Genomic DNA, 25,269 nt, shown 5'->3' with positions numbered 1-25,269 from the left:
GATGCATATCTCGGTCTCACTGCGCATACTTGGCATCCTGCTGATGCTGTTTTCGAGCACCATGCTGATACCGCTGGTGACGGCGCTGATCGCCGAAGACAACACGGCAGATGGCTTCCTGTCAGCCCTGGGCATTACCTTCTTCTCCGGGCTCGCCATCTGGGTACCGGTGATGCACGCCCGGCACGAGCTGCGTATTCGCGACGGATTTCTCATTACCTCCCTGTTCTGGACCGTCCTCGGTTTGTTCGGGTCACTGCCTTTCATACTCACCGAGAGCCTGCAGCTGACCACAACGGAAGCGATTTTTGAGTCTATATCCGGCCTGACCACCACCGGAGCCACGGTAATCGTGGGGCTGGATTCGCTGCCGGCGTCAATCCTGATCTACCGGCAGCTGCTGCAGTGGATGGGCGGCATCGGCATCATCGTGGTCGCTGTGGCGGTGCTGCCCATGCTGGGCATCGGCGGCATGCAGCTCTACAAGGCCGAAACACCGGGCCCATCCAAGGACAGCAAGCTGACCCCGCGCATTACCGAGACCGCCAAGGCGCTTGCCACGGTATACATCACGCTCACGGCGGTGTGCGCGCTGGCCTACTGGGCCGCAGGCATGACCCCTTTCGACGCCATTGCCCACGCCCTGTCGACAGTAGCCATTGGCGGTTTCTCCACCCACGACGCCAGCATGGGTTACTTTGACAGCAACACCATTTTGATGATTTGCAGCCTGTTCATGTATATCTCGGCGATCAACTTCGGCCTGCATTTCATTTTCTGGCGTCGGCGCAACATCGCACCCTATCGCAAGGACTCCGAGACACGGTTTTTCTCGGGCGTATTACTGATCTGTATTGCCATCACCTGTACCTACCTCATCCTCAGCGGCACGCTACAGCCGTCGGACGGCGTGGTACACGGTATTTTCCAGGCGGTTTCCATCACCACCACCACAGGGTTCGCGACCCAGGATTTCGCCCACTGGCCCTCCTTTCTCCCGGTGATGCTGCTGATGTTTTCCTTCATGGGAGGCTGCGTGGGGTCGACCGGCGGCGGCATGAAAGCCATGCGCCTGATGCTGATCTACAAGCAGGGCGTGCGCGAGCTGAAACAACTGGTGCACCCCAATGCCGTGATCCCGCTAAAGGTCGGAAGGCGCCGCGTGGAGGCGTCAGTGGTGAGCGCGGTGTGGAGTTTCTTTGCCGTATACACCACCTGTTTTATCGTCATCATGCTGCTGTTGATGGCCACCGGGCTGGACTTCACCACAGCGTTCTCTGCGGTGGCGGCATCCATCAACAACCTCGGCCCCGGCCTGGGCGAAGTGGCCGCTAACTACGCCTCTATAAGCGATACCGCAAAGGGTATTCTCTGTTTCACCATGCTGCTGGGACGCCTCGAGGTATTCACCCTGCTGGTGTTATTCACGCCGATGTTCTGGCGGATCTAGGGGGTTCTGCCAGCGCGGCCCGTGGAACTCCATTACGATGAGAGCCCATTGCCGCCAGGCTGTGCCTCACCATAGATATCGCTAACGTATGCAGGCCCTTCGCCGGGCCATGCGTTCCGGAACAATCAGGCCACCGCTGTTTGCGCAGCCGATTCGCCGGGGGCTTTCCGCCGTGGATGTCTGAGGGCGCTTAGCGGTTGCGCCCAGCAACCGCTGCCCGAGTTACGCGGCGGCCCAAGAAGCGGCGGAGCTTGTGGCCGTGCCGGAACGCATGGCCCGGTGGAGGGCCGGTTAGCTGATCCTGAAACCAGCGTGGCGCAACCTAACCACCACGCGACTTCTTGATCATTTCATAAGCCGCCTGGATCTCCTGCGAGCGCTCCGTGGCCAGTTTGACCATATCCTCGGGCACGCCCTGGGCGATCAGCTTGTCCGGGTGGTGCTCACTCATCAACTTGCGATAGGCGCGTTTCAGGCCCTTGTCGTCCACGTCCGCCGAAACCCCCAGCGCCTCGTAGGCGTCTTCCAGGCTGGTACCCGGCTGGGCGGCGTAACCGGCCGAGCCATGGAAATGATCCTGCGCCTGTGCCATGCGCAGGAACTGGGCCAGCTCGGCGGCGCTGAACCCCAGCAGGGTGGCAATGCGCTGCAGGGCGGCCTGCTCCGCATCGTCTATCCGGTGGTCCGCAAGGGCCAGGGAGATCAGGAAGAACAGCAGTGTCTGGCACAGCTGGCGCTGGCCCCTGGTTATTTCAATAAAGGCCGCTGCCGCAGGTTCCGGCTGGAAATCCGCCGCCGCGCCGCGTTGGAAAAACTCGATCGCCCGCTTGCGTTGTTCAGCGTTGAGCCCCATTTGCGTGAACACGGCTTCAGTGTGGGCAATTTCCTGTTCCGAAATCCGCCCATCCGCCTTGGCCAGGAACCCGGAGAGGAGGAACGTGGTTTCGAAAAAGCTCTGCTTGATGCGAGCGATATTCTGGGGTGACGCAAACTTCAGGGTCTGCATCAAGCCGTTATCAAACAGGTGGCCGACAATCACACCCAGGATCAGCCCGATCGGCCCGAGAACCAGCAGGCCAATAACACCGCCGATGAGTTTTCCGTAGAACAAGTGACAGCTCCTTACTGGGGCCAGCCGCACTGATGCCAGCCGCAGAGATTCAGGGTTGTGTTAACAGGCGCGCGATCACAGATCGTCGTAGACACCGGGCCCCTGCTTCGGGCGCACGCGAAAACGCTTGTACTCCCATTGGTACTGTTCCGGGCAATGCGCAACACACTGCTCAACGCCGCGATTCATGGCCGCCAGTGAAACCAGCACATCCTCGTCATAGATCGCGTCTTCGGCAGGAAAATAGCGCACTGCGAAGCCCGCACTGACGCGCTCGGCCATGCCAAAAACTGCCAGCGCCCCGGTGCGTCGAATCATGTTACTGGCGAGCGTAGGCGTAAAGCAGGGCACGTCCATAAACGGCACATTCTCGCCCGAGTTTACGTCACCCGGCGCCTGGTCCGGCAGAATGCCCGAGATGTCGCCACCCTTTACGCTCCTCAACAGGCGCACCAGGCCGCGACTGTCTGTGGGTACCAGGGTCGCACCACTGCGCTGCCGGGCGCGCTCAATCAGGGGCCCCAGGGCCTGGAGCTTCGGTGGCTCGTAGAGCGAGACTGTATTGCCCAGGATGCCCAGGTGCAGGCCGACAATCTCCCAGTTGCCGATGTGCGGCGCCAGCACAATAACACCTCGACCCTCGGCCTGTGCCGCGGTGATCAGCTCCGCACCCTCCACCGACTTTACCAGACCCTGTACATAGTCCCACGGACGCAGCCACACATGGCCCATTTCAGCAGCCAGTTCCCCGGTGGCACCGAGGCTGCGGCGGGCCAGGGCCTGCTGCTGTGCGGGCTCGAGATGGGCGAAGGCGAGTTGTATATTGCGCTCGGTAACCTTGCGGCTGCGCCCGCCGAAGGGCCAGTACAGGCGCACCGCACCGCGGCCGAGCGCCCGCGCCCAGGACAGGGGGAGCAGGGCGCAGCTATGCAGTAGCAGCTTGATAAGCGCTGCCTTGAAGCTATCCATGGGTGAAATTCACAATCAGGCCAAGCGCGTATTATGCCGCCAAAAGAGCCTGTATAATAGCCGCCCTTCGCAGCGACCGCACGGACACAACGTGGCTGATACACAGAACAAACTACTTACATTTCAGGAGCTTATCCTGAGGCTCCAGCAATTCTGGGCAGACCAGGGCTGCGTCGTCCTGCAACCCCTGGATATGGAAGTGGGCGCGGGGACATTCCACCCGGCCACTTTCCTGCGCGCGGTCGGGCCTGAAAGCTGGAATGCCGCCTATGTGCAACCCAGCCGCCGCCCGACAGACGGTCGCTACGGCGAAAACCCCAACCGGCTGCAACACTACTACCAGTTCCAGGTTGTCATGAAGCCCTCACCGGCGGACTTCCAGGAGCTCTACCTGCAGTCATTGCAGGCGCTGGGTGTTGATACCGCCATACACGATGTGCGCTTTGTCGAAGACAACTGGGAGTCACCCACACTGGGCGCATGGGGACTGGGCTGGGAGGTGTGGCTCAACGGCATGGAGGTCACCCAGTTCACCTATTTCCAGCAGGCGGGCGGCCTCGAATGCTACCCGGTCACCGGCGAAATCACCTACGGCATCGAACGTATCGCCATGTACCTGCAGGGCGCAGACAGCATCTACGACCTGGTATGGGCTGACGGGCCATCGGGCACCGTGACCTATGGCGATGTCTTCCACCAGAACGAGGTAGAGATGTCGCGCTACAACTTCGAGGAAGCGGACGTGGAGCAACTGTTCAGCTTCTTCGATCACTGCGAGAAAGAGGCTCTGCGGCTGGTAGAGAAAAACCTGCCGCTACCCGCCTATGAGATGGTGATGAAGGCTTCCCATACCTTCAACCTGCTGGATGCGCGCCACGCGATCTCGGTCACCGAGCGCCAGCGCTTCATCCTGCGGGTACGCACACTGGCGCGCGCCGTGGCCAAGGCATATTTCGATGCGCGCGCGGCCCTGGGCTTCCCACTCGCAGACGAATCACTCCGCGAAGAAGTCCTGGAGCGTATACAGGCGGAGGCCAAGTAACAGATGACTACAGAAACCCTGCTGATTGAACTGGGCACTGAAGAGCTGCCCCCAAAAGCGCTGAAGTCCCTGGGCCTGGCCTTTCGCGACGGCATTGTTACCGGTCTGGCCGGCCGCGAGCTCGGCCACGGTGAAGTGCGCTGGTTTGCCTCGCCGCGCAGGCTGGCGGTGCAGATCGCTGCCGTGCAGGTGCGCGGCGCAGACAAGGACATAGAGGTGCTGGGCCCGCCCGTGGATCGCGCCCGCGACCAGGACGGTAACTGGACGCCGGCCGCTGCCGGCTTTGCCAGGAAGCAGGGCGTGGAGGCGGACGCGCTCGAGGTTATCGATACACCCAAGGGTGCGCGACTGGGCCTGCGCAAAACCGAAGCCGGTGTAGCCACCAGCGATTGCCTGAATGACATCATCCACGAAGCCATCGCTGCACTGCCAATACCCAAGCGCATGCGCTGGGGCGCCAGCCGGGTGGAGTTTGTGCGACCGGTACACTGGGTCGTGGCGATGCTGGGAGAAAAAGCCGATCATGGCCTGGTACTGGGCCTGCCCACTGGCAACACAACGCGGGGTCACCGCTTCCACTCCAGCGGCGACATCGTGCTGGAAAAACCGGAAGACTATGAGCAGGCGCTGGCCGACGCCAAAGTGGTTGCCAGCTTTGAACAGCGCCAGCAGATGATTCGCGACCAGGTCGAGGTCGAAGCCAGCGCACTTAACGCCCGGGCGGTAATCGATCCGGACCTGCTCGACGAGGTAACCGGGCTGGTTGAGTGGCCGGTGGCGCTTACCGGCTCCTTCGAAGAACGTTTCCTGGAAGTACCAGCCGAGGCGCTGGTATCGTCCATGAAGGAACACCAGAAGTACTTCCATCTGGTCGATGAGGAAGGCAATCTCAAGCCTAACTTCATTACCCTTTGCAATATCGAGAGCGAGGACCCGGTGCAGGTCATTGCCGGCAATGAGCGGGTTATCCGTCCACGCCTGGCCGATGCCGCATTTTTCTTCGAGACCGACAAGAAAACACCGCTTTCGGCGCGCGTGCAGAAGCTCGAAAGCGTGGTGTTCCAGCAGAAGCTGGGCACTGTCGCCGACAAGACCCGGCGCGTACAGCGGCTGGCGGGGGCGCTGGCCCTGAAAATCGGCGCCCCGGTGGAGCAGGCGGAACGCGCCGCACTGCTGGCCAAGACTGACCTGGTCACGGAAATGGTGTTGGAGTTTTCCGACATGCAGGGCATCGCCGGCTCCTACTACGCACTGCACGATGGCGAGGCTGAGGACGTTGCCGCCGCTATCGCACAGCAATACTGGCCGAAGTTCGCCGGTGACCGCCTGCCCCAGAGCGGCGTGGCCTGTGCCCTCGGCCTGGCAGATCGACTCGACACGCTGGTGGGCATATTTGGTATTGGGCAACCGCCGACCGGTTCCAAGGACCCCTTCGCCCTGCGCCGGGCATCACTGGCGGTATTGCGCATCATCGTGGAGAAAGGCCTGGACCTTGATCTGCGTGATTGTCTTGAACTCGCCGCCGGCCAATACCCTGACGGCGTGCTGGCCGATGGCACGGTTGCGCAGGTTCTGGATTACATGATCGAACGCTTCCGCGCATGGTTCGAGGAAGACGGCATCGCGGTGGAAGTATTCCGCGCCGTGGCCGCCCAAAAGCTGAGCAGGCCCCTGGATATACAGCGCAGGGTCCTGGCCGTGCACGCCTTCAGCCAGTTGCCGGAGGCCACCGCTCTCGCGGCTGCCAACAAACGCGTCTCCAATATCCTGGGTAAGCTCGACCCCTCGCACCCCTTTGGCAATGTGAGTACTGACTTACTGGCTGAAGCAGCAGAGAAGGACCTGGCGGTGCAGCTTCAGTCACTGTCTGCCGTCGCCGACGGCCACCTGCAGCAGGCCGAATACCGCGAGGCACTGGCCAGCCTCGCCGCTTTGCGCGCGCCGGTAGACCAGTTTTTTGATGATGTGATGGTTAACGCCGAAGACCAGGCGCTGCGCAATAACCGGCTCAACCTGCTCAAACAGTTGCGCGACCAGTTCCTTGCAGTGGCGGACATCTCCCAGCTGGTAGTCAGCAAGTAGCCATGCCGCTGCTGATCCTGGACCGGGACGGTGTTATCAACCACGACTCGGAAAACTATATTCGCAGCCTGGCTGACTGGCAGCCTGTCAAAGGGAGTGTGGAGTCGATCGCCCGGCTGAGCCGTGCCGGCTTTAGAGTGGTCATCGCCACCAACCAGTCGGGGCTGAGCCGGGGCTACTTCACGCTTGACGACCTGGAAGCCATCCACCAGCACCTGTGCCAGTTGGTAGAAGAGCAGGGCGGTACCGTGACCGGTATTTTCTACTGCCCGCACCTGCCGGACGAGGGCTGTGCCTGCCGCAAACCCGGCACCGGCCTGCTCGATGCCATCGCCGCTGAAACCGGGGAGTCAGTCAGTGGCTGCTACTTCGTCGGCGACAGCCTGAAAGACCTGCAGGCGGCGAGGGCGCGCGATTGCCAGCCGGTTCTCGTGCTCACCGGCAAAGGCGAAGCAACCCTGCAACAGCTGCAGGCGGGAAATGCGGCACTGCGGGACCCGCAATCAGTGCCTGTCTACAATGACCTGGCCGAGTTCACCCGCGCTATTCTCAACGACTGATCCCTGCGAAAACACGACAGGTGAGCGAATGCAGCTCACTTTTATGCCGCTATGTAGCCCCGGTTTGCTTTAAACTGGCAACAACACCATACGGGGCAGGGCATGACAGACGCACAAATCCAGCAACTTCTTATTTTCGGCGCCATCGCGCTTGGCGGGTTCGTCTTCGGCCTGCTGGCTGGCATCTTGCGCGGGCAGGGCGTCAGCGAGAAATTACGCCAGCAATTCCAGCAAGACAATGAAAGCCTGCAACTCGAACTGGCCACGACCAACCGCGAAGTGACCGCCCTGGAAGTGGAACGGGAGCAACTGCGATACCGCCTGCAGGAAAAAGGGGAACAACTGCAGCGCCTGCAGGATGAGGCGGAACAGCAGAACCGGCGCTACCAGGACCTGCGCAGTGAACACGTGCGCCTGCACACGCAGCAGGAGGAGCGAGAGGAGCAACACCTGGACCAGCTCAAACTGCTGAAAGAAGCCAGGGACAACCTGAAGCAGGAATTCGAACTGCTCGCCAACCGTATTTTTGAAGACAAGGGCAAACACTTTACCGCAACCAGCAAAGACTCGCTGGAGGCCCTGCTCAAGCCCTTCCGCGAGCAGATCAGCGGCTTCCAGAGTCGTATCAACGAGGTGCATACCGAGTCGGTCAAGGGTCACAGTGCACTGGAAGCGGAAATCAAGAAGGTGCTGGAAGTTGGCCTGGAGATGAACACGCAGGCCACCAACCTCACCACGGCCCTGAAGGGCGACAAGAAAACCACCGGCAACTGGGGTGAAGCACAACTGGAGCGCACGCTGGAGCTCGCAGGTCTGTTACCGGGAGATCACTACGACGCCCAGTCCAGCTACACCGATGCGGAGGGCAAACGCCGCCTGCCTGACTTTATCATCAAGCTACCCGACAACAAGTGCCTGGTGATAGACAGCAAGGTATCCCTGGTCGACTACGAGCGCGCGATTTCCGCCGAGACAGAAGAACAGCGCGCCGACGCCCTCAAGGCCCATGCACTGGCGGTGCGTCACCACATTGATGACCTGTCCTCCAAGGACTACAGCAACCTCTCCGGGCTGGACAGCCCCGACTTCGTGCTCATGTTCATGCCGGTCGAGCCCGCCTACATCGAGGCCATGAAATACAATCGCGACCTGTTCAACTACGGCTACCAGAGGCAGGTGGTGATGGTGTCGCACACCACGTTGATGCCCATCCTGCGCACCGTTGCCAACCTGTGGATGATCGACCAGAGTAACCGTGAGGCCAGGGAAATCAGTACCCGGGCGGGCGAGATCTACAACCAGGTCTGCCTGGTTGCAGAGCGACTGCAAAAGCTGGGCAATACACTGAAGTCAGCGAACAATCACTACAACCAGACGGTAAAGGGCCTGGCCGGACAGCAGGGGCTGCATGGCAAGGTGGAGCGCTTTCGACAACTGTCCAGCAAGGCCAGCAAGAACCTGGGCGAGCTGGAACCGATACACGCCGATATCGAGCTGGAGCGGCTGGAAGCGATCGAGCTTGCACAGTCGGCGCCAGCAGAGGAAGAGGCCGCTGCCGACAAGGTAAAACTGGAAGTGATCAACAACGAGGATAGCGCATCCTAGCCTGTCGGTGAGTAGTCACACGCTATCACCCGATTGCGAGTAGCGGTAAAGCCTATCCATGAGCTGGACAGGTTTCGAAATGCTTGCAATACCCTTCAAAGCTTCAAATGGTGAACCAGGTAAAGGGGCACTGCCTCCGCAAGCAGTGCCCCGAGTTGACCACCACCAGGGGTTGTAGTGGTCGGCAAGTACATCAGTCGATACTGGCCACCTGCGCAGACTCGATCTGGCCCATGGCCTGTGCAACAGCGCGGTCATAGCACTCCCGGTTGTCCGCAGCACGACGCAGGCTGCCCAGCTTGCGGTAGTCCAGATCACCACAAACCTGTTCGGCCGCTCTTTCCACGCGTTTTACGACGGCCCTGCGACCATCTACCGTAGCCAGCTCTGAGCGGTGGAAGGTCACAGCCGCGGACGGCAGTGCCTTGCTTCGAACGATGGTTTCAGTAAGGCCATCGGCGCTGGCATGCAGGGGCGCAGCCGCTGCCATGGTCAGTACCGAAGCGGTCAGGACAGACTTGATCATGATGTTTTTCATACTATTTCTCCCTACACATATGTTGTCGGCTTCTTGCCGTGTTGTCAGCCAGCTCAGCACCCGCTGCGCCGGTGTTGGGAGTTAAGTTAGGAAAAAACGGTAAGGGGCGAAACCGTGATTCGGCCAATAGCGGGGCAGCGGCGACGAATGCACCCGCCAGTGCGACGAGTTGCTGCCACCGGCACTGGAAAAGTGCCCGCCATCGGCAAGGGGGAAGGGCTCGCCGGGTGCAAGCCGCCAGCGATCTTCAGCGGAAAGTTACTCAGAAAGGAATATCGTCGTCCGGCACGTCAGCAAGCGCAGGTCCGGGACCAGCGCCCGCCTGTTCGCCAGCGACGACCACCTTCCAGCCCTGCAGGTTGTTAAAATAGCGGCCGTTGTATTCGCGACCGCGGATATCAAACGATACCGTCACTTCCTGCCCGGGCTGCAGATTGTCCAGTAACGCGACCTTGTCCTGAACGAACTCCAGATTGATTTCCTGGGGATATTTGCCATCTTCGACAATGACCACCATTTCACGTTTGGTGAAACCGCTGTCAAAGGTTTTGGGTTCCTGGAGTAGTTTGATCTTTCCCGTCAGCTCGTATGCCAATGACTCATCCTCTGGTGCGGGCTGGCGGGCCCGGTTGATTGCAGGTTTCAGCAGCAGGCGCACGCCGGCATCCCATGGCCTGCTGTTCCAGCGATGTGGAGTGCACGTTCGCCGAAGCCAGGCGTACGCATCCGCCTTCACCGACGCCGCGCGCTACTATAACAAATACGCAGCACTGGAGGAGCACAGGGACCCGCCGCAGCCTGGCAGCAGCGTGCCGCGATCAACACGCACCGGGAGCCAGGCCGCCACTTGATATATACGGAATCTGATATATGCTCTATTCCATATATTTTTGCTCGACACCTCGCGACCAGGGAGATAATCCGCATGTGTGTATCCGCTCAGCCTCACTGGCAGGTGGTGGCCTCTTGAACCCCGTCCAGTTCTACAAGTGTCTGGCCGACGCAACCCGCTTGCGCTGCCTGATGTTGATCGAGCATGAACAGGAACTCTGCGTCTGTGAATTAACCGGGGCGCTGGACGAAATACAGCCCAAGATATCCCGTCACCTGGCGCAGCTGCGCAATTGCGGCCTGCTTGTCGACAGGCGACAGGGGCAGTGGGTGTTCTACCGCATCAACCCTGAGCTCGAGCCCTGGGCCGCTGCGGTGATCGCCGAAACCCTGGCCAGTAACAAGACAATAATTGGAGACAATCTCGCCGCGCTGGAGCGGATGGGCAGTCGCCCGGCGCGACGGGAAGCCTGCTGTTAGGCCCCACGGGGCGCGCTGTTGATTACAAAACCCGGGAGCAAGTCATGGGATTATTCGAACGCTACCTCAGTATCTGGGTAGGCCTGTGCATACTCGCGGGGGTACTGCTCGGTAATGCCGTACCCGAGGCCTTTGCAATCGTGGCACGGCTGGAATATGCCCATGTGAATCTCGTCGTCGCCGTTTTTATCTGGGTGATGATCTACCCGATGATGGTGCAGATTGATTTCAGCGCTGTCAGGGATGTCGGCAAGCGGCCCAAAGGCCTGGTGCTAACCCTGGTCATCAACTGGCTGATCAAGCCGTTTACCATGGCGGCGCTGGGCTGGTTGTTTTTCCGAGTGGTATTCGCGCCCTGGGTTGACCCACAGTCGGCCTCTGAATACATCGCCGGGATGATACTGCTCGGCGTGGCGCCATGTACTGCCATGGTCTTTGTCTGGAGCCAGCTGACGGAGGGGGATCCAAACTACACGCTGGTGCAGGTCTCGGTAAACGACATCATCATGGTGTTCGCTTTTGCGCCTATAGCCGCGTTTCTGCTTGGCGTGAGTGATATCCAGGTACCGTGGGAGACCCTGCTGCTATCGGTTGTATTGTATGTGGTGCTGCCACTGGTCGCCGGTGTTGCCACCCGCCGTTTCCTGGAACAGCGGGGCGACGGACACACTACGGAGGCGTTTGTCCGCAGGCTGAAACCCTGGTCGGTCGTCGGCCTGCTGGCAACAGTGGTACTGCTGTTTGGTTTCCAGGCAGAGAACATTATCACGCAACCCCAGACCATACTGTTGATCGCGATCCCCCTGTTGCTGCAAACCTATGGCATTTTCTTTATTGCCTACAGCGCCGCCAGGGTCCTGAAACTGCCTCACAATATCGCCGCCCCGGCCTGTCTTATCGGCACCTCGAATTTCTTTGAACTGGCGGTCGCCGTCGCCATTTCCCTGTTCGGGCTGCACTCGGGGGCAGCCCTGGCGACGGTGGTGGGGGTTCTGGTGGAAGTGCCCGTGATGCTGTCGCTGGTTGCCATCGCCAACAACAGCAGGGGCTGGTTTAACACGACGCAGCAAAACCTCCAGGAGAATTAGCATGCCGGTAAAGGTAGGAATCAACGGTTTCGGCCGCATGGGACGACTCACGCTGCGCGCTGCATGGGGCGATAGCGATTTCCAGTTTACCAGGGTGAATGACCCCGCCGGTGGCGCCGCGACCATGGCGCACCTGCTCAACTTCGACTCCGTTCACGGTAAGTGGTCAAGCGAGGCGGCGAGTGAAGGTGACACCATGTTGATCAATGGGCAGCGCATCGTCTGTAGCAGCAATCATGCAATTGCGGATACAGACTGGTCTGGCTGTGACGTGGTTATCGAGGCGTCCGGCAAGTTCAAGACTCAGGCCGCGCTACAGGATTATCTGCAGCAGGGCGTTCAACGCGTGGTGGTCACGGCGCCAATCAAGGAAGAGGGCGTGGTTGATGTGGTGATGGGCGTGAACCAGCACCTGTTCGACCCGGCGCGGCATGCCATTGTCAGCGCGGCGTCCTGTACGACCAATTGCCTGGCACCGGTGGTGAAGGTCATCCACGAGGGGCTGGGCATCAAACACGGTTCAATGACGACCATCCACGACATCACCAATACCCAGACCATACTTGATGCGCCGCATAAGGACCTGCGTCGCGCCAGGGCCTGCGGTATGAGCCTGATTCCCACCACCACCGGCTCGGCAACGGCAATAACCCATATTTTTCCTGAGCTGAAGGGCAAGCTGAACGGGCACGCCGTGCGTGTACCACTGGCGAACGCGTCGTTAACTGACTGCGTCTTTGAGGTACAGCGCAGCACCAGTGTCGAGGAGGTCAACGGCCTGCTGCAGCGTGCCGCCGAGGGAGAACTCGCCGGCATCCTCGGCTACGAGGAGAGGCCCCTGGTCTCCATCGACTATCGCACCGATCCCAGGTCCAGCGTGGTGGACGCGCTTTCCACCATGGTGGTCAATGAGACCCAGGTGAAGCTGTACCTCTGGTACGACAATGAATGGGGATACGTGAACCGGACTGTTGAACTGTTGCGGCTGGTTAGCGGTCGCGGATAAGGCCTGGCCATGAAGCGGTTCTCCTCCCTGTCACCCGATGTGCGCCAGTACCTGCTGGTGACGGGAAATTACTGGGCCTTCACCCTGACCGATGGCGCGCTGCGCATGCTGGTGGTGCTGCACTTCCACCAACTGGGGTACAGCCCACTGCAAGTGGCAATGCTGTTCCTGTTCTACGAGGTGTTCGGTGTGGTCACCAATCTCGTGGGCGGCTGGCTGGGTGCGCGTATAGGCCTGAATGCGACCATGAACACAGGCCTCGCGCTGCAGGTGATCGCACTCGCCATGCTGTTGGTTCCCGGGCCCTACCTCACGGTAACCTGGGTTATGGGCGCCCAGGCCTTGTCGGGCATCGCCAAGGACCTGAACAAGATGAGTGCCAAGAGCTTTATCAAGTTATTGGTGCCCCGGGATGCGCAGGGATCTCTGTACCGCTGGGTGGCCCTGCTGACGGGATCGAAAAATGCCTTGAAAGGGGTGGGGTTCTTTCTCGGCGGATTGATGCTGGCGTCCTGGGGGTTTCGCGGTGCCGTGTTTGCCATGGCGGCGGTGCTGGCAATGGTATGGCTTTTCAGCATGTCGGTGCTGAAAAAAGACATCGGCAGGTCTTCCGCAAAACCCAAATTCAGCCAGCTGTTCTCAAAAAGCGAAGCGGTCAACCGCTTGTCCGCTGCGCGCCTGTTCCTGTTTGCAGCCAGGGATGTCTGGTTTGTGGTGGCTTTACCCGTGTATCTATCCGCAACCATGGGCTGGGACCACTGGGCAGTTGGCGCATTTCTGGCCTGTTGGATCATCGGCTACGGTTTCGTGCAATCCCTGGCGCCGAGGTTTACCAGCGGGCCTAGCGGCAGGGTGCCCGATGGCCACACTGCCTTCTGGTGGGCGTCGGCGCTGGCACTGGCCACCGCGGCTATAGCCCTGGCCCTGTCCTTCAACTTTGGCGTTCCGCTCAGCCTGCTAGCCGGCCTGCTACTTTTCGGCGTACTGTTCGCCATCAATTCCGCCCTGCACAGCTATCTCATCGTCAGCTACGCCAGCGAGGAGGGCGTATCACTGGACGTGGGTTTCTATTACATGGCTAACGCGATGGGTCGACTATTCGGCACCGTCTTATCCGGCTGGGTGTTCCAGGTCTCAGGCCTGGCTGCGTGTTTGTGGATATCCGCCACGCTGATAGCAGTATCGGCAACGATAACATTAGTACTGCCGCGGCAACCGGTAGCGGGTGAGTGAGTGTTCGCTATCAATGTGGTTGAGAGCGCAGAGGGCAGAGCGGCCGTCTTCTCCCAAGATTGACGCGTGGCCGGCTCGAAGCGATCCCGCCATACGTGCGACCTTGTTAAGCTGCCGGCAGGTTTTACTCAATTGCAAGAGCGTCACTAAACGTCTTGGTAAGTCGATAATTGATGACGCGCAGGGCCAACGCTTTCTTTGTACCTTGCCGGTCGGCAAGCGCCAGTAAGTCGTTGAAGGAAAGCTTTATTTGTCCCGAGGCGCCCTCCCAGATCAGAAACTTCTGACAGAATCCATCGAGGCCAAGTGTCGGAGCCTCTGCCATCGCCTTGCCTCCGGGCCCGGGGGCGCCGAACAGGATCATATAGGCGGGGGCAATATCAATGCCCAGCTCACGTGCATTGGCCCGGAAATCTACCGTGCCGAAATGCACAGTATCGCTCTGCGCGTTAATTGCGGCAGTTACCCGTTCGATCGTTTCTTCGTAGCCATAGGGGCTGGTGATGGTAATGATTCCATCAGGGTCCATTGCATCGTTGGAGAATGCGGCAATAGCCTCTGGCTCAATGCCGTTGATAGCAGCATCCACATTCTCGATGTATCTGGCTTTCAGCGCCCTCGAGGAACCGGGATCGAGATGATAGCGGGACAGCAAGTAATCGAAGCTGTTGTAGATAATTTTGCTGGCGCCATCCGAAACGGCTTCAAAGGCGAGCACCCTCAGCGGTAGGTCTAAAGCCACCAGAGGGTTTTGCTGAATCAGATCAGCCTCGAGTTGCGCATCGGAGAAGATAAGCACTCTGGCCGGCGGCATGAAGGAACCTGCTTCCTGAGCCAGGCGGGAGTGGTCAATGTCGACGATTTTTGACAGCGTGGCAGAGGCTGCCAGATTTTCATCGATCCGGCTCACCAGCTGGTCGGTCTCGAGGTAACGCCCGGGTGATATCGGTTCCGGGTTACCGCAACCCGCCACGACCAAAGCAAAGCCGACTGCCAACAAAAAGCGAAGAGGCCTGTATTGACTCATATTGCAGACCTTACGCGTCAAATTGGAAATTAGCCTGGTTACGCAGCGAGAGACCGGTGAACAGTCAGGGTGACTCGTCGCAGCACTGGTGGAATTCATCATCAATCAATACAGTAAACTACCTTGGTAATTATTTTCATGGCCCTTCACCAAGTATGAGCGAGAAACGAAGAAAGCTTTTTTCTCACGGTATTTGCTCCAACCCGGAAGGTCTCAGGGTATTTGGTAAAGCAAGCTTCCAGCAAGGGTTTAGTTCAGACCATGCCCTCAACGCTAACCTTCGCCAGCAGCCGCTTTCATAGAACCGCTCTCTCCTGTTGCCTGAATCGGCCTGGTGTCATACCTGTCCAATTCCTGAACGCCCGATTGAATGCGCTTTGATCGGAGTAACCGAGTAAAAAAGGAATTTCAGACAGCATCAGTGAAGTCCGCGATAAATAGCGACGGGCGAGTTGTTCTCGAACAGCATCAACTAGTGCCTGGTAAGACAGATTATATTCCACCAGCCTGCGTTGTAAGGTTCGGGTGGACAGATTCATTCCCTTAGCAACTTTCGGCAGGGTTGCGCCACCCTCTGGAATCGACTTCAACAACACCGATTGCAGGCACTTCAGGAAAGGATCGTCGGCACCCGCCACACTGGAAAACGCGATCTGCTGTTGCTGGCGCATCGTACGGAAGTTTTCTGGCAGCCCCCCCAGGCTGGACCGGTGAATCGTATCGGCATCAAAAGTTAACCCTGGATACGTTGAGTTAAACGTGATTGGGCAGCCGAAAAATCGTTGAAAAGTAGCGATGTCGCCTGGCTCATCACCGGTCAGAGAGACAGACAAAAGGTCACAACCCCCGGGGAAGCGCTGACGAAAAAAAGTAACCAGCGCCGTCAAGCCGACTTGCACAAACGCAGCGTTATCATTGCCGAGCTGGTCAGGCCAGGCGAGCGTCCAACCCGCATCATCTCGCGATAGCTCCGCGAAATTGACACCATAAAAGTGTCGCTCACAGAGCAGGTATGTCTCCAGTGCGTCTGCAAGGTTATCACTATTGAGCAGCAGGTAACCTAGAACACCGGCATGTGTGACTTGAACTTCGGAGCCAATCTGCAGCCCCACAGGCTCGCCGGGACAAAGTTCTTCTGCCTGTTTCAGTAAATCGCGCCAGTCCTCAACACTCACAGTCTCTTGTTGCGAGGCCAGCGCCAGCCTTGTCTCCAGGCTTTCGCAGACAATCCCCCTACGCACCATCCACAGGCGAAGAATCTGGCTGAAACTACCTGATATTCGAATCACCATGTGCCCAGAGCCTACTGTCGTAATATGTATAAACAATGGCGTAGTATGTCAATCAACAGCTGTGTGGTCTACCTATCATTTGAAGTGAACGTAAAAGGAAGGGATCAATATTATGGGTATGACGATAAGACTCAGCGGCCAGGCCTTTGGCGCAACCGTAACCGGTGTGGATTTAAGCAAGCAGCTTGCGGATTCCCTTGTTACCGATATTCGCCAAGCGTGGGTTGAGCACGGTGTTCTCGCCTTTCCCAATCAGTCTCTCAGCGATGATGACCTGGAGCGCTTCACGGCTTATTTTGGCGATTTCGGTGAGGATCCTTTCGTACAACCAATACCTGGCCGAAAGCATATCATCGCCATTCAACGCAAGGCAGACGAGACATCCTCTATATTTGCGGAGGCATGGCACACCGATTGGAGCTTTCAAAGCACTCCACCTGCTGGCACCTGCCTTTACGGGATTACAATTCCCGAATCCGGCGGAGACACGCTGTTTGCCAACCAGCACATGGCGCTTGATGAAATGCCCTCGACCTTGAGGGCCAGGATTGAGGGTCGCTATGCCATCCATTCGGCCGCGGGGGGTTATGCTCCCGAGGGTTTGTACGGTAAAGCGGATGAGGGGTCGGGTCGCAGTATGCGGGTAAAAGCCTCCGAAGCTGCCAGGGACTCCCTTTTACACCCACTGATAAAGGTACACCCGGAAAGTGGCAGGGAGAGCCTGTTCGGCTGTCTCGGCTATATCGTCGGTATAGAGGGTATGGAGCAGGATGCGGCCTCAGACCTCCTGCTGGAGCTTCACCAATGGCAAACCAGCGAACACTTCCAGTACCGCCATAAGTGGTCGAGCAACATGCTGGTCATGTGGGACAACCGCAGCGTGCTTCACCGGGCAACCGGGGGATATGAAGGCTACGACCGTCTGTTACACCGCACGACCATCGGGAGCCGGCCATGATTTCGGAGCGTTTTGGCGAGGCAATGCTCACTATTCAGAATTTGGTCGCCGCCCTGCCAGCCAGCCAATTACTGACACTCTCGGCACTACCCATCATTCTGCTGCTGGCAACCGTCGAATGGTTTCATTTCCGGGAAACTGACATTTTCGAAGTTCGAGATTCAGCGGCCAGTATCGCCATGGGGGCTATGTACGTTCTGATCGCTGAAGGGGTCATGGTTGTAGCGCTGGTCTTGCCAGCCTATGAGTGGCTATATCAATTCCGGTTGCTTTCACTCGAACTGACAGCGGCCAGTTTGATGATCCTGTTCCTGTTAGTGGACTTTTGTTTCTATCTCTTCCACCTGGCCGCACACCGGGTGCGCTTCTTGTGGGGAGTACATGAAGTGCACCATGCATCGGAGCATTTCAACTATACGGTCGCTTTCCGCCAGAGTGTTCTTTACGCCGTGGTCGGTGTTTACGTCTTCTTCATCCCAGCGGTACTACTGGGGTTCACGCCTGAATCCGTATTGCTGATGTTAGCTGCAAACCTGGTATTCCAGATCTTTCCGCACACCCAATGGTTTGGGCGATTTCCAAAGCCGATCGAATGGATGTTCAACACGCCTTCCAATCACCGCGTACATCACGGCAGGAACCCTGGCTATGTGGATCGCAATATGGGGGGCGTTCTCATGATCTGGGACCACTTGTTCGGGACTTATGCCGTGGAGTCCCCCGATGAACAGGTTGAATATGGCGTCGTAAGCCTGATTAACTCAACGCCTGGGTATAACCCGATTAAACTGACATTTCGGGAATACGCCCGCATGTTCAAGGACGCATCCAGGCCAGGGCCACTAAGCCTTCGCCTGAAGCACCTTTGGGCCCCCCCGGAATGGGAAAGGCCTGCCATCGCCCCCGAGCGTGATCAACAAAACCCGGGGACACAAAGCCCCCGGCAACTGCGTCATTTATCGTGAGATGATTTTCAAATAGCGTGAGAACCAATACCACTGTTGGTTCTCATCATAAATGAAAATTTAGAAATCGCTAAGACATTGATCTTGCTACAGCTTTATCAAATTGGGGTGAGAGGAAAAAGCGGCGATTTTCTCGCGATATTTGCACCAATCCGCCCATTCTCATGCTATCTGACAAAACCTATTTAACTCAGGGAGTTACAAACGACTGCTGACTCCCCGGGAATCGGCCGTTTCACCATCTAGTCGTGGGCCTGATCGGGGATACTTACAATACCAGTACCCGACCAGGACCTCTGATCACAGCTTCCGCCACCTATCACCGCCATGCGCCCCATGGCCTCGGCGGTGATAGATTAAACAACAGAGAATTTAGTGACCCAGTTCCTTCTGCGGGTTCCAGTCTTCCCTGACGTCCTGAATTTGCCATTTCTGCGCATAGGCTTCATAAATTTCGACAAGCTCAGCCAGCTCTCCAGGCATGTCAGCTTCGAGTGGATTACTTTCAGAAGGGTCGTTTCGCAGATGGTACAGGTGCCATTTTCCATCGCCCCACATACCGGTACGCACTTTTATCGCTTTGTAATCGCCGCGAACGACATAGGCATTGCCAAATAGCTCAAAGGCAGTCCAGTCTTTAGGGCCATAGACTGTCTCAGCCTCGCCGTCTAAGTAATCGACCATGCTTTTGCCGGTTGGCGGAATGATGTCCCGACCCTTGTACCGGGTCATTGGATGCTCAACTCCTGCATACTGAAGTATGGTCATAGGTAGGTCTTTCACCGACACAAAAGTATTGGACACTTCACCCTGCCGGTTGAATTTTTCTCCGTGGGACCTGGGCGGGACCACAATCAACGGGACGCGAATGCCGCCCTCGTCGATAAACCACTTCCACCACTGAAGCGATCCAGTCGTTGCGTTAGCCCACTCTATGCCAATCTGCCAATTGGAGTTGCCGTGGCCCACATCGGCGATATCCTGGCTGAAGTGCTTTTCCATCCAGCCACTGAGGGCGGGGTTACCCAGCTCGCCAAAGGCATCAGTGCCCTCAGGGCCGTTATCCGTCATATAAACGATTAATGTATTGTCCAATTCACCCGTTTCACGCAGCCAGTCCATGACCCGGCCAATATGCCTGTCCTGCGATTCGATCATCGCGGCATAAGTCGCAAAAATCCTGGCCTGGAGTTTTTTGTCGTCATCACTGAGGCTGTCCCAGGGCCGGGTGATGGGGTTTTTGGCCGGCAATTTGCTGTCCTTGGGCAGAATACCGGCGTCAATTAGCTGCTGCATTCGCTGGGCTTTTAGTCCATCCCAGCCCAGCTCCAGGTATTGCTCGTAGTATCGCTCCGCCAGGCCGCCCGGTGCCTGAATGGGCAAATGCGCGGTGGTAAATGCCAAATAAGCGAAGAACGGCTTGCCGGCGCGGCGAGACTGTTCCATGAAACCAAGCATCTTGCCGGTATAGAGGTCGTCAGAGTAAATACCCAGGGGCCGCTCAACGGGTTTTCCGTCTTCAAAGTAGGGCATGTCAATCATGGGTGGAATCTGGCCCGCTTTGGCGGCTTTCTGCGAATCCGGGTGAGCCATATTGGGGAGCATGTCGCCGCTGTTCCAATGGTTAGAGCCGCCAGCCAGAATGCCATAACTATGGGTGAAGCCCATTTCATGTGGGCCGCGACCGCCATGCTGCCCACCCAGGTGCCACTTGCCGGTCTGGTAGGTATCGTAGCCGGCATCCCGCAACAGCTCCTGAATGGTTACCGCTTTTTCGGTCAGGTACCCTTCGTAACCCGGCTTACCTTTGGCTTCGGGGTAGACCGCGTAATCAAAGCTGGCCAGGCCAATTTCGATATTGTTATTACCGGTGAGTAGTTGCGAGCGGGTGATCGAACAAACCGGGCTCGCATGAAAGTTTGAGAACCGAACACCGTGCCTGGCCATCATATTCAATGAGGGCGTGTGAATTTCTGAGCCAAAGGGGCCGATGTCACCGAGCCCCATATCATCGCCCACCAGCAACACAATATTAGGGGGCTTGCCTGCCTCATCAGCGGCGGCAAGCGTTGCCGGCGTGGAAACAGAAAGCAATGCCACAACGCAAGCTGATGCCAGGCCGGTGTAGGTAAGGCTCTTCTTCATGTTTAGTTCCTGAGAGTTTTGTAACAGAAAATTAAGTTTTGGCAGCATTAGCCAGTGGGCAGACCCTTGGCTAGCTTGTAACCAAGCAATGCAAATCCCACTTCCAAAACGAGGTAGATCACAAGGGGGGCTGCCGGGATACCATCAACCAGCAGGCTTAGGAATCGCCCCATGGCCAAACCGCCCATGAACACGACCACGCTGCAGAGAGCGGCAAACCGGAGGGGCTCTCGAGTGGCTCCCAGGATCCAGAAAATCACCATCGCCATATACAGCCCCATCACCGCTCTGAAGATGTGGGTAATATTGACTGAATCGATCTCGACGCCGTACAGCATAGGCACCGTAGTCGCTGGTACAAGGCCATATGCAAGTGCAATCGGTGTCAGGCCGGCAGCTGCAACCAGGAGGAATACTCTTTCTTTACTGATGCTCATTACCTCTATTGGTCCACTTTCCGACACTAATTCCCCGCAAGCGCGTCACCAAACGTTTTCTTTAGTCGAAAGTTGATAACTCGCAGGGCTATCGTTTTTTTCACACCCTGCCGCTCGGCCAGGGCCAGCAAATCGTTAAATGAAAGCTTGATCTGCCCAGACGCATCCTCCCAGATCAGGAACTTCTGGCAAAAACCATCCAGGCCAAGCGTCGGCGCCTCGGCCATCGCCTTTCCACCAGGCCCTGGGCCGCCAAACATTATTAAATAGGAAGGCGCTATCTCAATGCCCAGGTCGCGGGCGTTAGCCTGGAAATCCACCGTCCCAAAGTGCATGGTGTCGCCCTGTGCGTCGATGGCTACATTGATACGTTTTACGGTTTCTTCAAAGCTATAGGGGCTCGAGATCGTAATAATTCCGTCTGGGCTCATGGTATCGCTGGGGAATGTGGATACGGCTGTCGGTGCAATACCGTTGATAACAAAATCCAGATTCGCGGAGTACCTGCCCCTGAGCTTGGCTACGGAGCCTGAATTAAGTTGATAGCGCGACTCAAGGTAGTCGAATGTGTTGTAGATGACTTTACTGGAGTTATCGCGACTATCCTCAAACGCCAGCACTCTCAAAGGTAGATCCAGAGCGACCAGTGGGCTCTGTTTTATCAACTCAGACTCTAGTTGCGGATCACTGAAAATAAGCACCCTGGCCGGGCGCATCGGTGAACCCGCTTGATGGCCAAGGCGGGAATGGTCTATATCAACCACTTTGGACACTTTTGCAGACGAGGCCACGTTCCTTTCCATCAGGCTGACCATCCGATCTGACTCTATGTAGCGTTCACCCGCTATTGGCTCTGAGTCACCACACCCGGCAACTAACAGGACAGTACCAGCCATAATGAACCAGCGAGTGGACCAACTAGTAAACCTATTAAAAATGTTCCGACTTCCTCTAAACGTTGGGGTATTGGCAGGGCGGTTCCCGTTGAACCGAAAGGTTACCGCTCTCGCCAGAGTATGCTGATGGTATCAATGAACTACAACATGGTTTCAGTAAGTGTAATATTGATTTCGTATTTTGTAACGAAAAGAGACCAATGCTATCCAGAGACACTTTGAGTGCACTTATCTCACTCGCCACTATTGGTAATTTCAAAAGCACTGCCGCTACGTTAGGCGTACCGCCGGTCAAACTAACACGACTCGTGCAGCGCGCAGAGGAAGACTGCGGCTTTCAAATATTCCACCGCAGTAGAGTTGCAACTACTCTTACGAGTAGAGGAAAAAAACTACTGGCAGCTTGCAAAGAACTGGATCTCGCTGCGGCTGACTTTGAACACAAACTTGAGCAAATCAGGGGAAAAATCAATGAGGAGCTGAAGATCTCCTGTGGACCTCTCGCTACTCATACCGTTTTGCTGCCAGTACTTCGGGCCCTTTTGAAGGACAGGCCTGATATTACCGCAACCGTGGCAGTTACTGCTCACCGCGAACCGATTCAACAGCTGCGAGCTGGGGAGATCGATCTTTTCATAGGCGACCTCACGCACACCACAGCCTTTGATGATATCGAAGTTATGGTTCTGGAGAAGCGAGAGATAATATTCGTAGCGCGGCCAGGTAACCCGGTACTCAGTGGTGGTCCCTATTCATTGGCCGAGCTGCTGCACAAATCGCTCGCTTTGCCCCATATACACCGGTACTGGCAAACTGCATTTAACGACGCCTTAAAAGAGGCGGGGGTACCCGAACTTCCGAAAGTTCCACAAATAGAGTGCGATGACTACCAGACACTGATCTCTCTGGCCGCGACCACAGATATCATAACAGCGGGCACGCAAGAACAACTGGAGGAAGCACTAGCTTCGGAAGTACTGGCTCGAATCAGCATGACAGCTAGAATTCAATACAACATTTGCTGTGCATGTCGCGACCCTCAGGCCGCCGAAGCACTGAAGCTGGCCTGGCAGGCGATCGCTGAAAATTACCAGGCATAACTCCGACTTCAATCGCTACACGTCGAGGTTTGCCACCGACAGGGCGTTCTCCTCGATAAAGTCCCGCCGCGGCTCCACATGGTCACCCATCAGGGTGGTAAAGATCTGGTCCGCGGCGATGGCGTCTTCAATTGTCACCTGCAACATACGCCGCGCATCCGGGTCCATGGTGGTTTCCCACAGCTGGTCCGGGTTCATTTCACCCAGGCCTTTGTAGCGCTGGATACTGTAGCCCTTGCGCGCCTCATTCATCAGCCAATCCAGGCCCTCGGCGAAATGCTGGGTATGCAGTGTCTTTTCGCCGCGCTGGAAATAACCTTCTTCTTCTATCAGGTTGTTGAGTGTATTGCCCAGTTCCACCAGGCTGCGGTACTCACCGGAGGAGAAGAATTCATGGTGGTATTCGGTCTCGCTTTCGACACCATGGGCCATCAACTTCACCACAGGGTAATACAACTGCCTCTCCTGGTCCTTCCGTACTACAACAGAGTAGGCGTTGGTGCTGGCCGCCGAGGTTTGTAAGCGCTCACTTAACATAGCTGCAAAGGCATCCACCCGGGTTTCGTCTTTCAGATCCTCCGCCTTGATGGAATCGCCATATACCATTTCCCAAAGTACATCCGGTGCGTACAACCGCGACAGCCGGTCAATGGTTGCAGCAACCTGCCGGTACTGCTGCACCAGGCCCTGCAGGCTTTCGCCGGAAATTGCCGGCGCATCGGGGTTAACATGGATCGAGGCACTTTCCAGCGCGGACTGGGTCAGGTACTGGTTCAGCGCCTCATCATCTTTCAGGTACTGGTGCTGCTTGCCGCGGGCGATCTTGTACAGGGGAGGCTGGGCAATATACACATGACCACGCTCTATCAATTCGCGCATCTGGCGGAAAAAGAACGTCAGCAGCAATGTGCGAATGTGTGAGCCATCCACGTCTGCGTCGGTCATGATGATGATGCTGTGGTAACGGAGCTTGTCCGGATCGAACTCCTCCTTGCCGATGCCACAGCCCAGGGCCGTAACGATGGTACCCACCTCGGCAGAGCCCAGCATCTTGTCGAAGCGGGCTTTCTCAACGTTCAGGATTTTACCCTTCAGCGGCAAGATCGCCTGGAACTTCCGGTTGCGACCCTGCTTCGCGGAACCGCCCGCGGAATCACCCTCTACCAGGAATAGCTCAGACAGGGCAGGGTCCTTTTCCTGGCAGTCCGCCAGTTTGCCCGGGAGCCCGGCAATATCGAGTGCGCCTTTGCGACGGGTCATCTCCCGTGCCTTGCGCGCAGCCTCGCGTGCCCTGGCCGCGTCCAGCATTTTGCCTACAACCGATTTCGCTTCCTGCGGATTCTCCAGCAGATAGTCACTGAAGCGCTTGTTCATAGCCTGCTCTACCGCAGTCTTTACCTCGGACGAGACCAGTTTGTCCTTGGTCTGGCTGGAGAATTTGGGATCAGGCACTTTCACCGAGATGATGGCGGTGAGACCCTCGCGGGCATCATCGCCCGTGGTGGAAACCGCTGCTTTCTTGGCCAGGCCCTCGCGCTCAATATAGCTGTTGAGGTTACGGGTCAGTGCCGCACGAAACCCTGCCAGGTGCGTGCCGCCATCGCGTTGGGGGATATTGTTGGTATAGCAAAGGATGTTTTCCTGGAATGAGTCATTCCACTGCAGGGCCACCTCAACACCGATGCCTTCTTCGGTATCTAACTGAAAATAAAAGGGTTTATTAACGACTGTCTTGTTCTGGTTGAGAAAATCGACAAAGGCATTCAAACCGCCCTCGTAGTTGTACAGCTCTTCCTGTCCGGAGCGTTCATCTTTCAGCGCAATACACACTCCTGAATTCAGGAATGCCAGCTCTCGCAGCCTCTTGGCCAGTTGATCGAAGTGAAACTCGATATTGGTAAAGGTTTCAGCAGAGGGATGAAAGCGCACGGAGGTGCCAGAGGTTTCGGTTTCACCAATTACAGCCAGTGGGGCGTCAGGGACGCCGTGCCGATACACCTGCTCATAGAGCTTACCTTCGCGACGAATGGTCAGCGTCAGCTCAGAGGACAGGGCGTTGACCACGGATACACCCACACCGTGCAAACCGCCGGAAACCTTGTAGGTATTATCGTCAAACTTACCGCCCGCATGAAGAACCGTCATAATCACTTCAGCGGCTGAAACCCCCTCATCGTGCATCTCCGTAGGGATTCCGCGGCCGTCATCACCCACAGTAACGGACTCATCCGGGTGAATAACGATATCGATACGGCTACAGTGACCCGCGAGGGCCTCATCTATAGAGTTATCCACCAGTTCGAACACCATGTGGTGCAGCCCTGTGCCGTCGTCGGTGTCGCCGATATACATACCGGGCCGTTTGCGAACGGCATCCAGGCCCTTGAGCACCTTGATGCTGGATGAATCATAGTTCTGTTCTGTATCGCTCATGAATAACTCTCGTATTCGCTT

22 protein-coding genes are annotated in these 25,269 nt (G+C 57.2%); 12 read left to right on the top strand and 10 right to left on the bottom strand.

Features of this window, described 5'->3' with window-relative positions; all coding sequences use genetic code 11:
* Window position 1: 1 nt before the first annotated feature.
* Window positions 2-1,450, top strand: a complete 1,449-nt coding sequence (locus F0M18_RS12195) for a TrkH family potassium uptake protein (RefSeq protein ID WP_149611720.1) — start codon at window positions 2-4, stop codon at window positions 1,448-1,450.
* A gap of 322 nt (window positions 1,451-1,772) precedes the next feature.
* Here the strand turns inward: F0M18_RS12195 and djlA are convergent, their stop codons facing one another.
* Together djlA and F0M18_RS12185 are read right to left on the bottom strand one after the other, a co-directional pair.
* Window positions 1,773-2,561 carry a co-chaperone DjlA gene (gene djlA, locus F0M18_RS12190; protein ID WP_149611719.1) on the bottom strand — a complete coding sequence of 263 codons (789 nt, stop codon included), beginning with the start codon at window positions 2,559-2,561 and terminating at the stop codon, window positions 1,773-1,775.
* A 75-nt stretch (window positions 2,562-2,636) separates the two neighbouring features.
* Complete coding sequence (locus F0M18_RS12185) at window positions 2,637-3,530, bottom strand: lysophospholipid acyltransferase family protein (RefSeq protein ID WP_149611718.1); 894 nt, start codon at window positions 3,528-3,530, stop codon at window positions 2,637-2,639.
* A gap of 91 nt (window positions 3,531-3,621) precedes the next feature.
* Here F0M18_RS12185 and glyQ point away from each other — a divergent pair, with 91 nt between their 5' ends.
* The 4 genes from glyQ to rmuC all read left to right on the top strand — a co-directional run bounded on the left by glyQ (window position 3,622) and on the right by rmuC (window position 8,819).
* The gene (gene glyQ, locus F0M18_RS12180) at window positions 3,622-4,572 is read left to right on the top strand and encodes a glycine--tRNA ligase subunit alpha (RefSeq protein WP_149611717.1); all 951 of its coding nucleotides are present in this window, start codon (window positions 3,622-3,624) and stop codon (window positions 4,570-4,572) included.
* 3 nt (window positions 4,573-4,575) lie between these two features.
* Window positions 4,576-6,654 carry a glycine--tRNA ligase subunit beta gene (glyS, locus tag F0M18_RS12175; RefSeq protein WP_149611716.1) on the top strand — a complete coding sequence of 693 codons (2,079 nt, stop codon included), beginning with the start codon at window positions 4,576-4,578 and terminating at the stop codon, window positions 6,652-6,654.
* Between the two features lie 2 nt (window positions 6,655-6,656).
* Window positions 6,657-7,214, top strand: a complete 558-nt coding sequence (gene gmhB, locus F0M18_RS12170; protein ID WP_149611715.1) for a D-glycero-beta-D-manno-heptose 1,7-bisphosphate 7-phosphatase — start codon at window positions 6,657-6,659, stop codon at window positions 7,212-7,214.
* Window positions 7,215-7,316: 102 nt separating this feature from the next.
* Window positions 7,317-8,819, top strand: a complete 1,503-nt coding sequence (gene rmuC / locus F0M18_RS12165) for a DNA recombination protein RmuC (protein ID WP_149611714.1) — start codon at window positions 7,317-7,319, stop codon at window positions 8,817-8,819.
* A gap of 193 nt (window positions 8,820-9,012) precedes the next feature.
* On the opposite strand, the gene F0M18_RS12160 is transcribed toward rmuC, so the two are convergent.
* A complete protein-coding gene (locus F0M18_RS12160; RefSeq protein ID WP_149611713.1) occupies window positions 9,013-9,357 on the bottom strand; it encodes a UrcA family protein in 345 nt (114 codons plus the stop codon).
* A 262-nt stretch (window positions 9,358-9,619) separates the two neighbouring features.
* Window positions 9,620-10,015 carry a DUF3127 domain-containing protein gene (locus tag F0M18_RS12155; protein ID WP_262500930.1) on the bottom strand — a complete coding sequence of 132 codons (396 nt, stop codon included), beginning with the start codon at window positions 10,013-10,015 and terminating at the stop codon, window positions 9,620-9,622.
* A gap of 365 nt (window positions 10,016-10,380) precedes the next feature.
* On the opposite strand from F0M18_RS12155, the gene F0M18_RS12150 reads away from it, so the two are divergent.
* Genes F0M18_RS12150 through arsJ form a run of 4 tightly spaced genes read left to right on the top strand, consistent with a single transcriptional unit; the run spans window position 10,381 to window position 13,995 of the window.
* Window positions 10,381-10,668 (top strand): metalloregulator ArsR/SmtB family transcription factor, encoded by a 288-nt coding sequence (locus tag F0M18_RS12150; RefSeq protein WP_394349406.1) that lies wholly within the window; start codon window positions 10,381-10,383, stop codon window positions 10,666-10,668.
* A 44-nt stretch (window positions 10,669-10,712) separates the two neighbouring features.
* A complete protein-coding gene (gene arsB / locus F0M18_RS12145) occupies window positions 10,713-11,756 on the top strand; it encodes an ACR3 family arsenite efflux transporter (RefSeq protein WP_149611711.1) in 1,044 nt (347 codons plus the stop codon).
* A gap of 1 nt (window position 11,757) precedes the next feature.
* A complete protein-coding gene (locus F0M18_RS12140; RefSeq protein ID WP_149611710.1) occupies window positions 11,758-12,762 on the top strand; it encodes an ArsJ-associated glyceraldehyde-3-phosphate dehydrogenase in 1,005 nt (334 codons plus the stop codon).
* Window positions 12,763-12,771: 9 nt separating this feature from the next.
* Window positions 12,772-13,995: an organoarsenical effux MFS transporter ArsJ gene (gene arsJ, locus F0M18_RS12135; protein WP_149611709.1), complete on the top strand. Its 1,224-nt coding sequence runs from the start codon at window positions 12,772-12,774 to the stop codon at window positions 13,993-13,995.
* A gap of 124 nt (window positions 13,996-14,119) precedes the next feature.
* On the opposite strand, the gene F0M18_RS12130 is transcribed toward arsJ, so the two are convergent.
* Together F0M18_RS12130 and F0M18_RS12125 are read right to left on the bottom strand one after the other, a co-directional pair.
* The gene (locus F0M18_RS12130; protein ID WP_188109700.1) at window positions 14,120-15,022 is read right to left on the bottom strand and encodes a DUF302 domain-containing protein; all 903 of its coding nucleotides are present in this window, start codon (window positions 15,020-15,022) and stop codon (window positions 14,120-14,122) included.
* A gap of 296 nt (window positions 15,023-15,318) precedes the next feature.
* The gene (locus F0M18_RS12125) at window positions 15,319-16,314 is read right to left on the bottom strand and encodes a helix-turn-helix domain-containing protein (protein ID WP_149611707.1); all 996 of its coding nucleotides are present in this window, start codon (window positions 16,312-16,314) and stop codon (window positions 15,319-15,321) included.
* Window positions 16,315-16,432: 118 nt separating this feature from the next.
* Between F0M18_RS12125 and F0M18_RS12120 the strand changes: the two genes are divergently transcribed.
* Complete coding sequence (locus F0M18_RS12120; RefSeq protein WP_316838568.1) at window positions 16,433-17,272, top strand: TauD/TfdA dioxygenase family protein; 840 nt, start codon at window positions 16,433-16,435, stop codon at window positions 17,270-17,272.
* The gene (locus F0M18_RS12115) at window positions 17,269-18,237 is read left to right on the top strand and encodes a sterol desaturase family protein (protein ID WP_149611705.1); all 969 of its coding nucleotides are present in this window, start codon (window positions 17,269-17,271) and stop codon (window positions 18,235-18,237) included. The genes F0M18_RS12120 and F0M18_RS12115 overlap by 4 nt, the downstream gene beginning before the upstream one ends.
* Window positions 18,238-18,609: 372 nt before the next feature.
* On the opposite strand, the gene F0M18_RS12110 is transcribed toward F0M18_RS12115, so the two are convergent.
* The 3 genes from F0M18_RS12110 to F0M18_RS12100 are packed head-to-tail and all read right to left on the bottom strand — an operon-like array spanning window position 18,610 to window position 21,634.
* Window positions 18,610-20,430: an arylsulfatase gene (locus tag F0M18_RS12110; RefSeq protein WP_149611704.1), complete on the bottom strand. Its 1,821-nt coding sequence runs from the start codon at window positions 20,428-20,430 to the stop codon at window positions 18,610-18,612.
* Entirely contained in the window at window positions 20,430-20,819 is a 390-nt protein-coding gene (locus tag F0M18_RS12105) for a DUF4345 domain-containing protein (RefSeq protein WP_223177976.1), read from the bottom strand. The genes F0M18_RS12110 and F0M18_RS12105 overlap by 1 nt, the downstream gene beginning before the upstream one ends.
* A 26-nt stretch (window positions 20,820-20,845) precedes the next feature.
* The gene (locus F0M18_RS12100) at window positions 20,846-21,634 is read right to left on the bottom strand and encodes a DUF302 domain-containing protein (protein ID WP_188109699.1); all 789 of its coding nucleotides are present in this window, start codon (window positions 21,632-21,634) and stop codon (window positions 20,846-20,848) included.
* Between the two features lie 299 nt (window positions 21,635-21,933).
* On the opposite strand from F0M18_RS12100, the gene F0M18_RS12095 reads away from it, so the two are divergent.
* Window positions 21,934-22,815 carry a LysR family transcriptional regulator gene (locus F0M18_RS12095; RefSeq protein ID WP_188109698.1) on the top strand — a complete coding sequence of 294 codons (882 nt, stop codon included), beginning with the start codon at window positions 21,934-21,936 and terminating at the stop codon, window positions 22,813-22,815.
* 15 nt (window positions 22,816-22,830) lie between these two features.
* On the opposite strand, the gene gyrB is transcribed toward F0M18_RS12095, so the two are convergent.
* Complete coding sequence (gene gyrB, locus F0M18_RS12090; protein ID WP_149611701.1) at window positions 22,831-25,248, bottom strand: DNA topoisomerase (ATP-hydrolyzing) subunit B; 2,418 nt, start codon at window positions 25,246-25,248, stop codon at window positions 22,831-22,833.
* Window positions 25,249-25,269: the final 21 nt, after the last annotated feature.

The organism is Pseudohalioglobus sediminis, assembly GCF_008370495.1.
Classification (GTDB): domain Bacteria; phylum Pseudomonadota; class Gammaproteobacteria; order Pseudomonadales; family Halieaceae; genus Halioglobus.
Note: the sequence above shows the minus strand (reverse complement) of the source record. Positions and strands in the feature narration are given on the sequence as shown.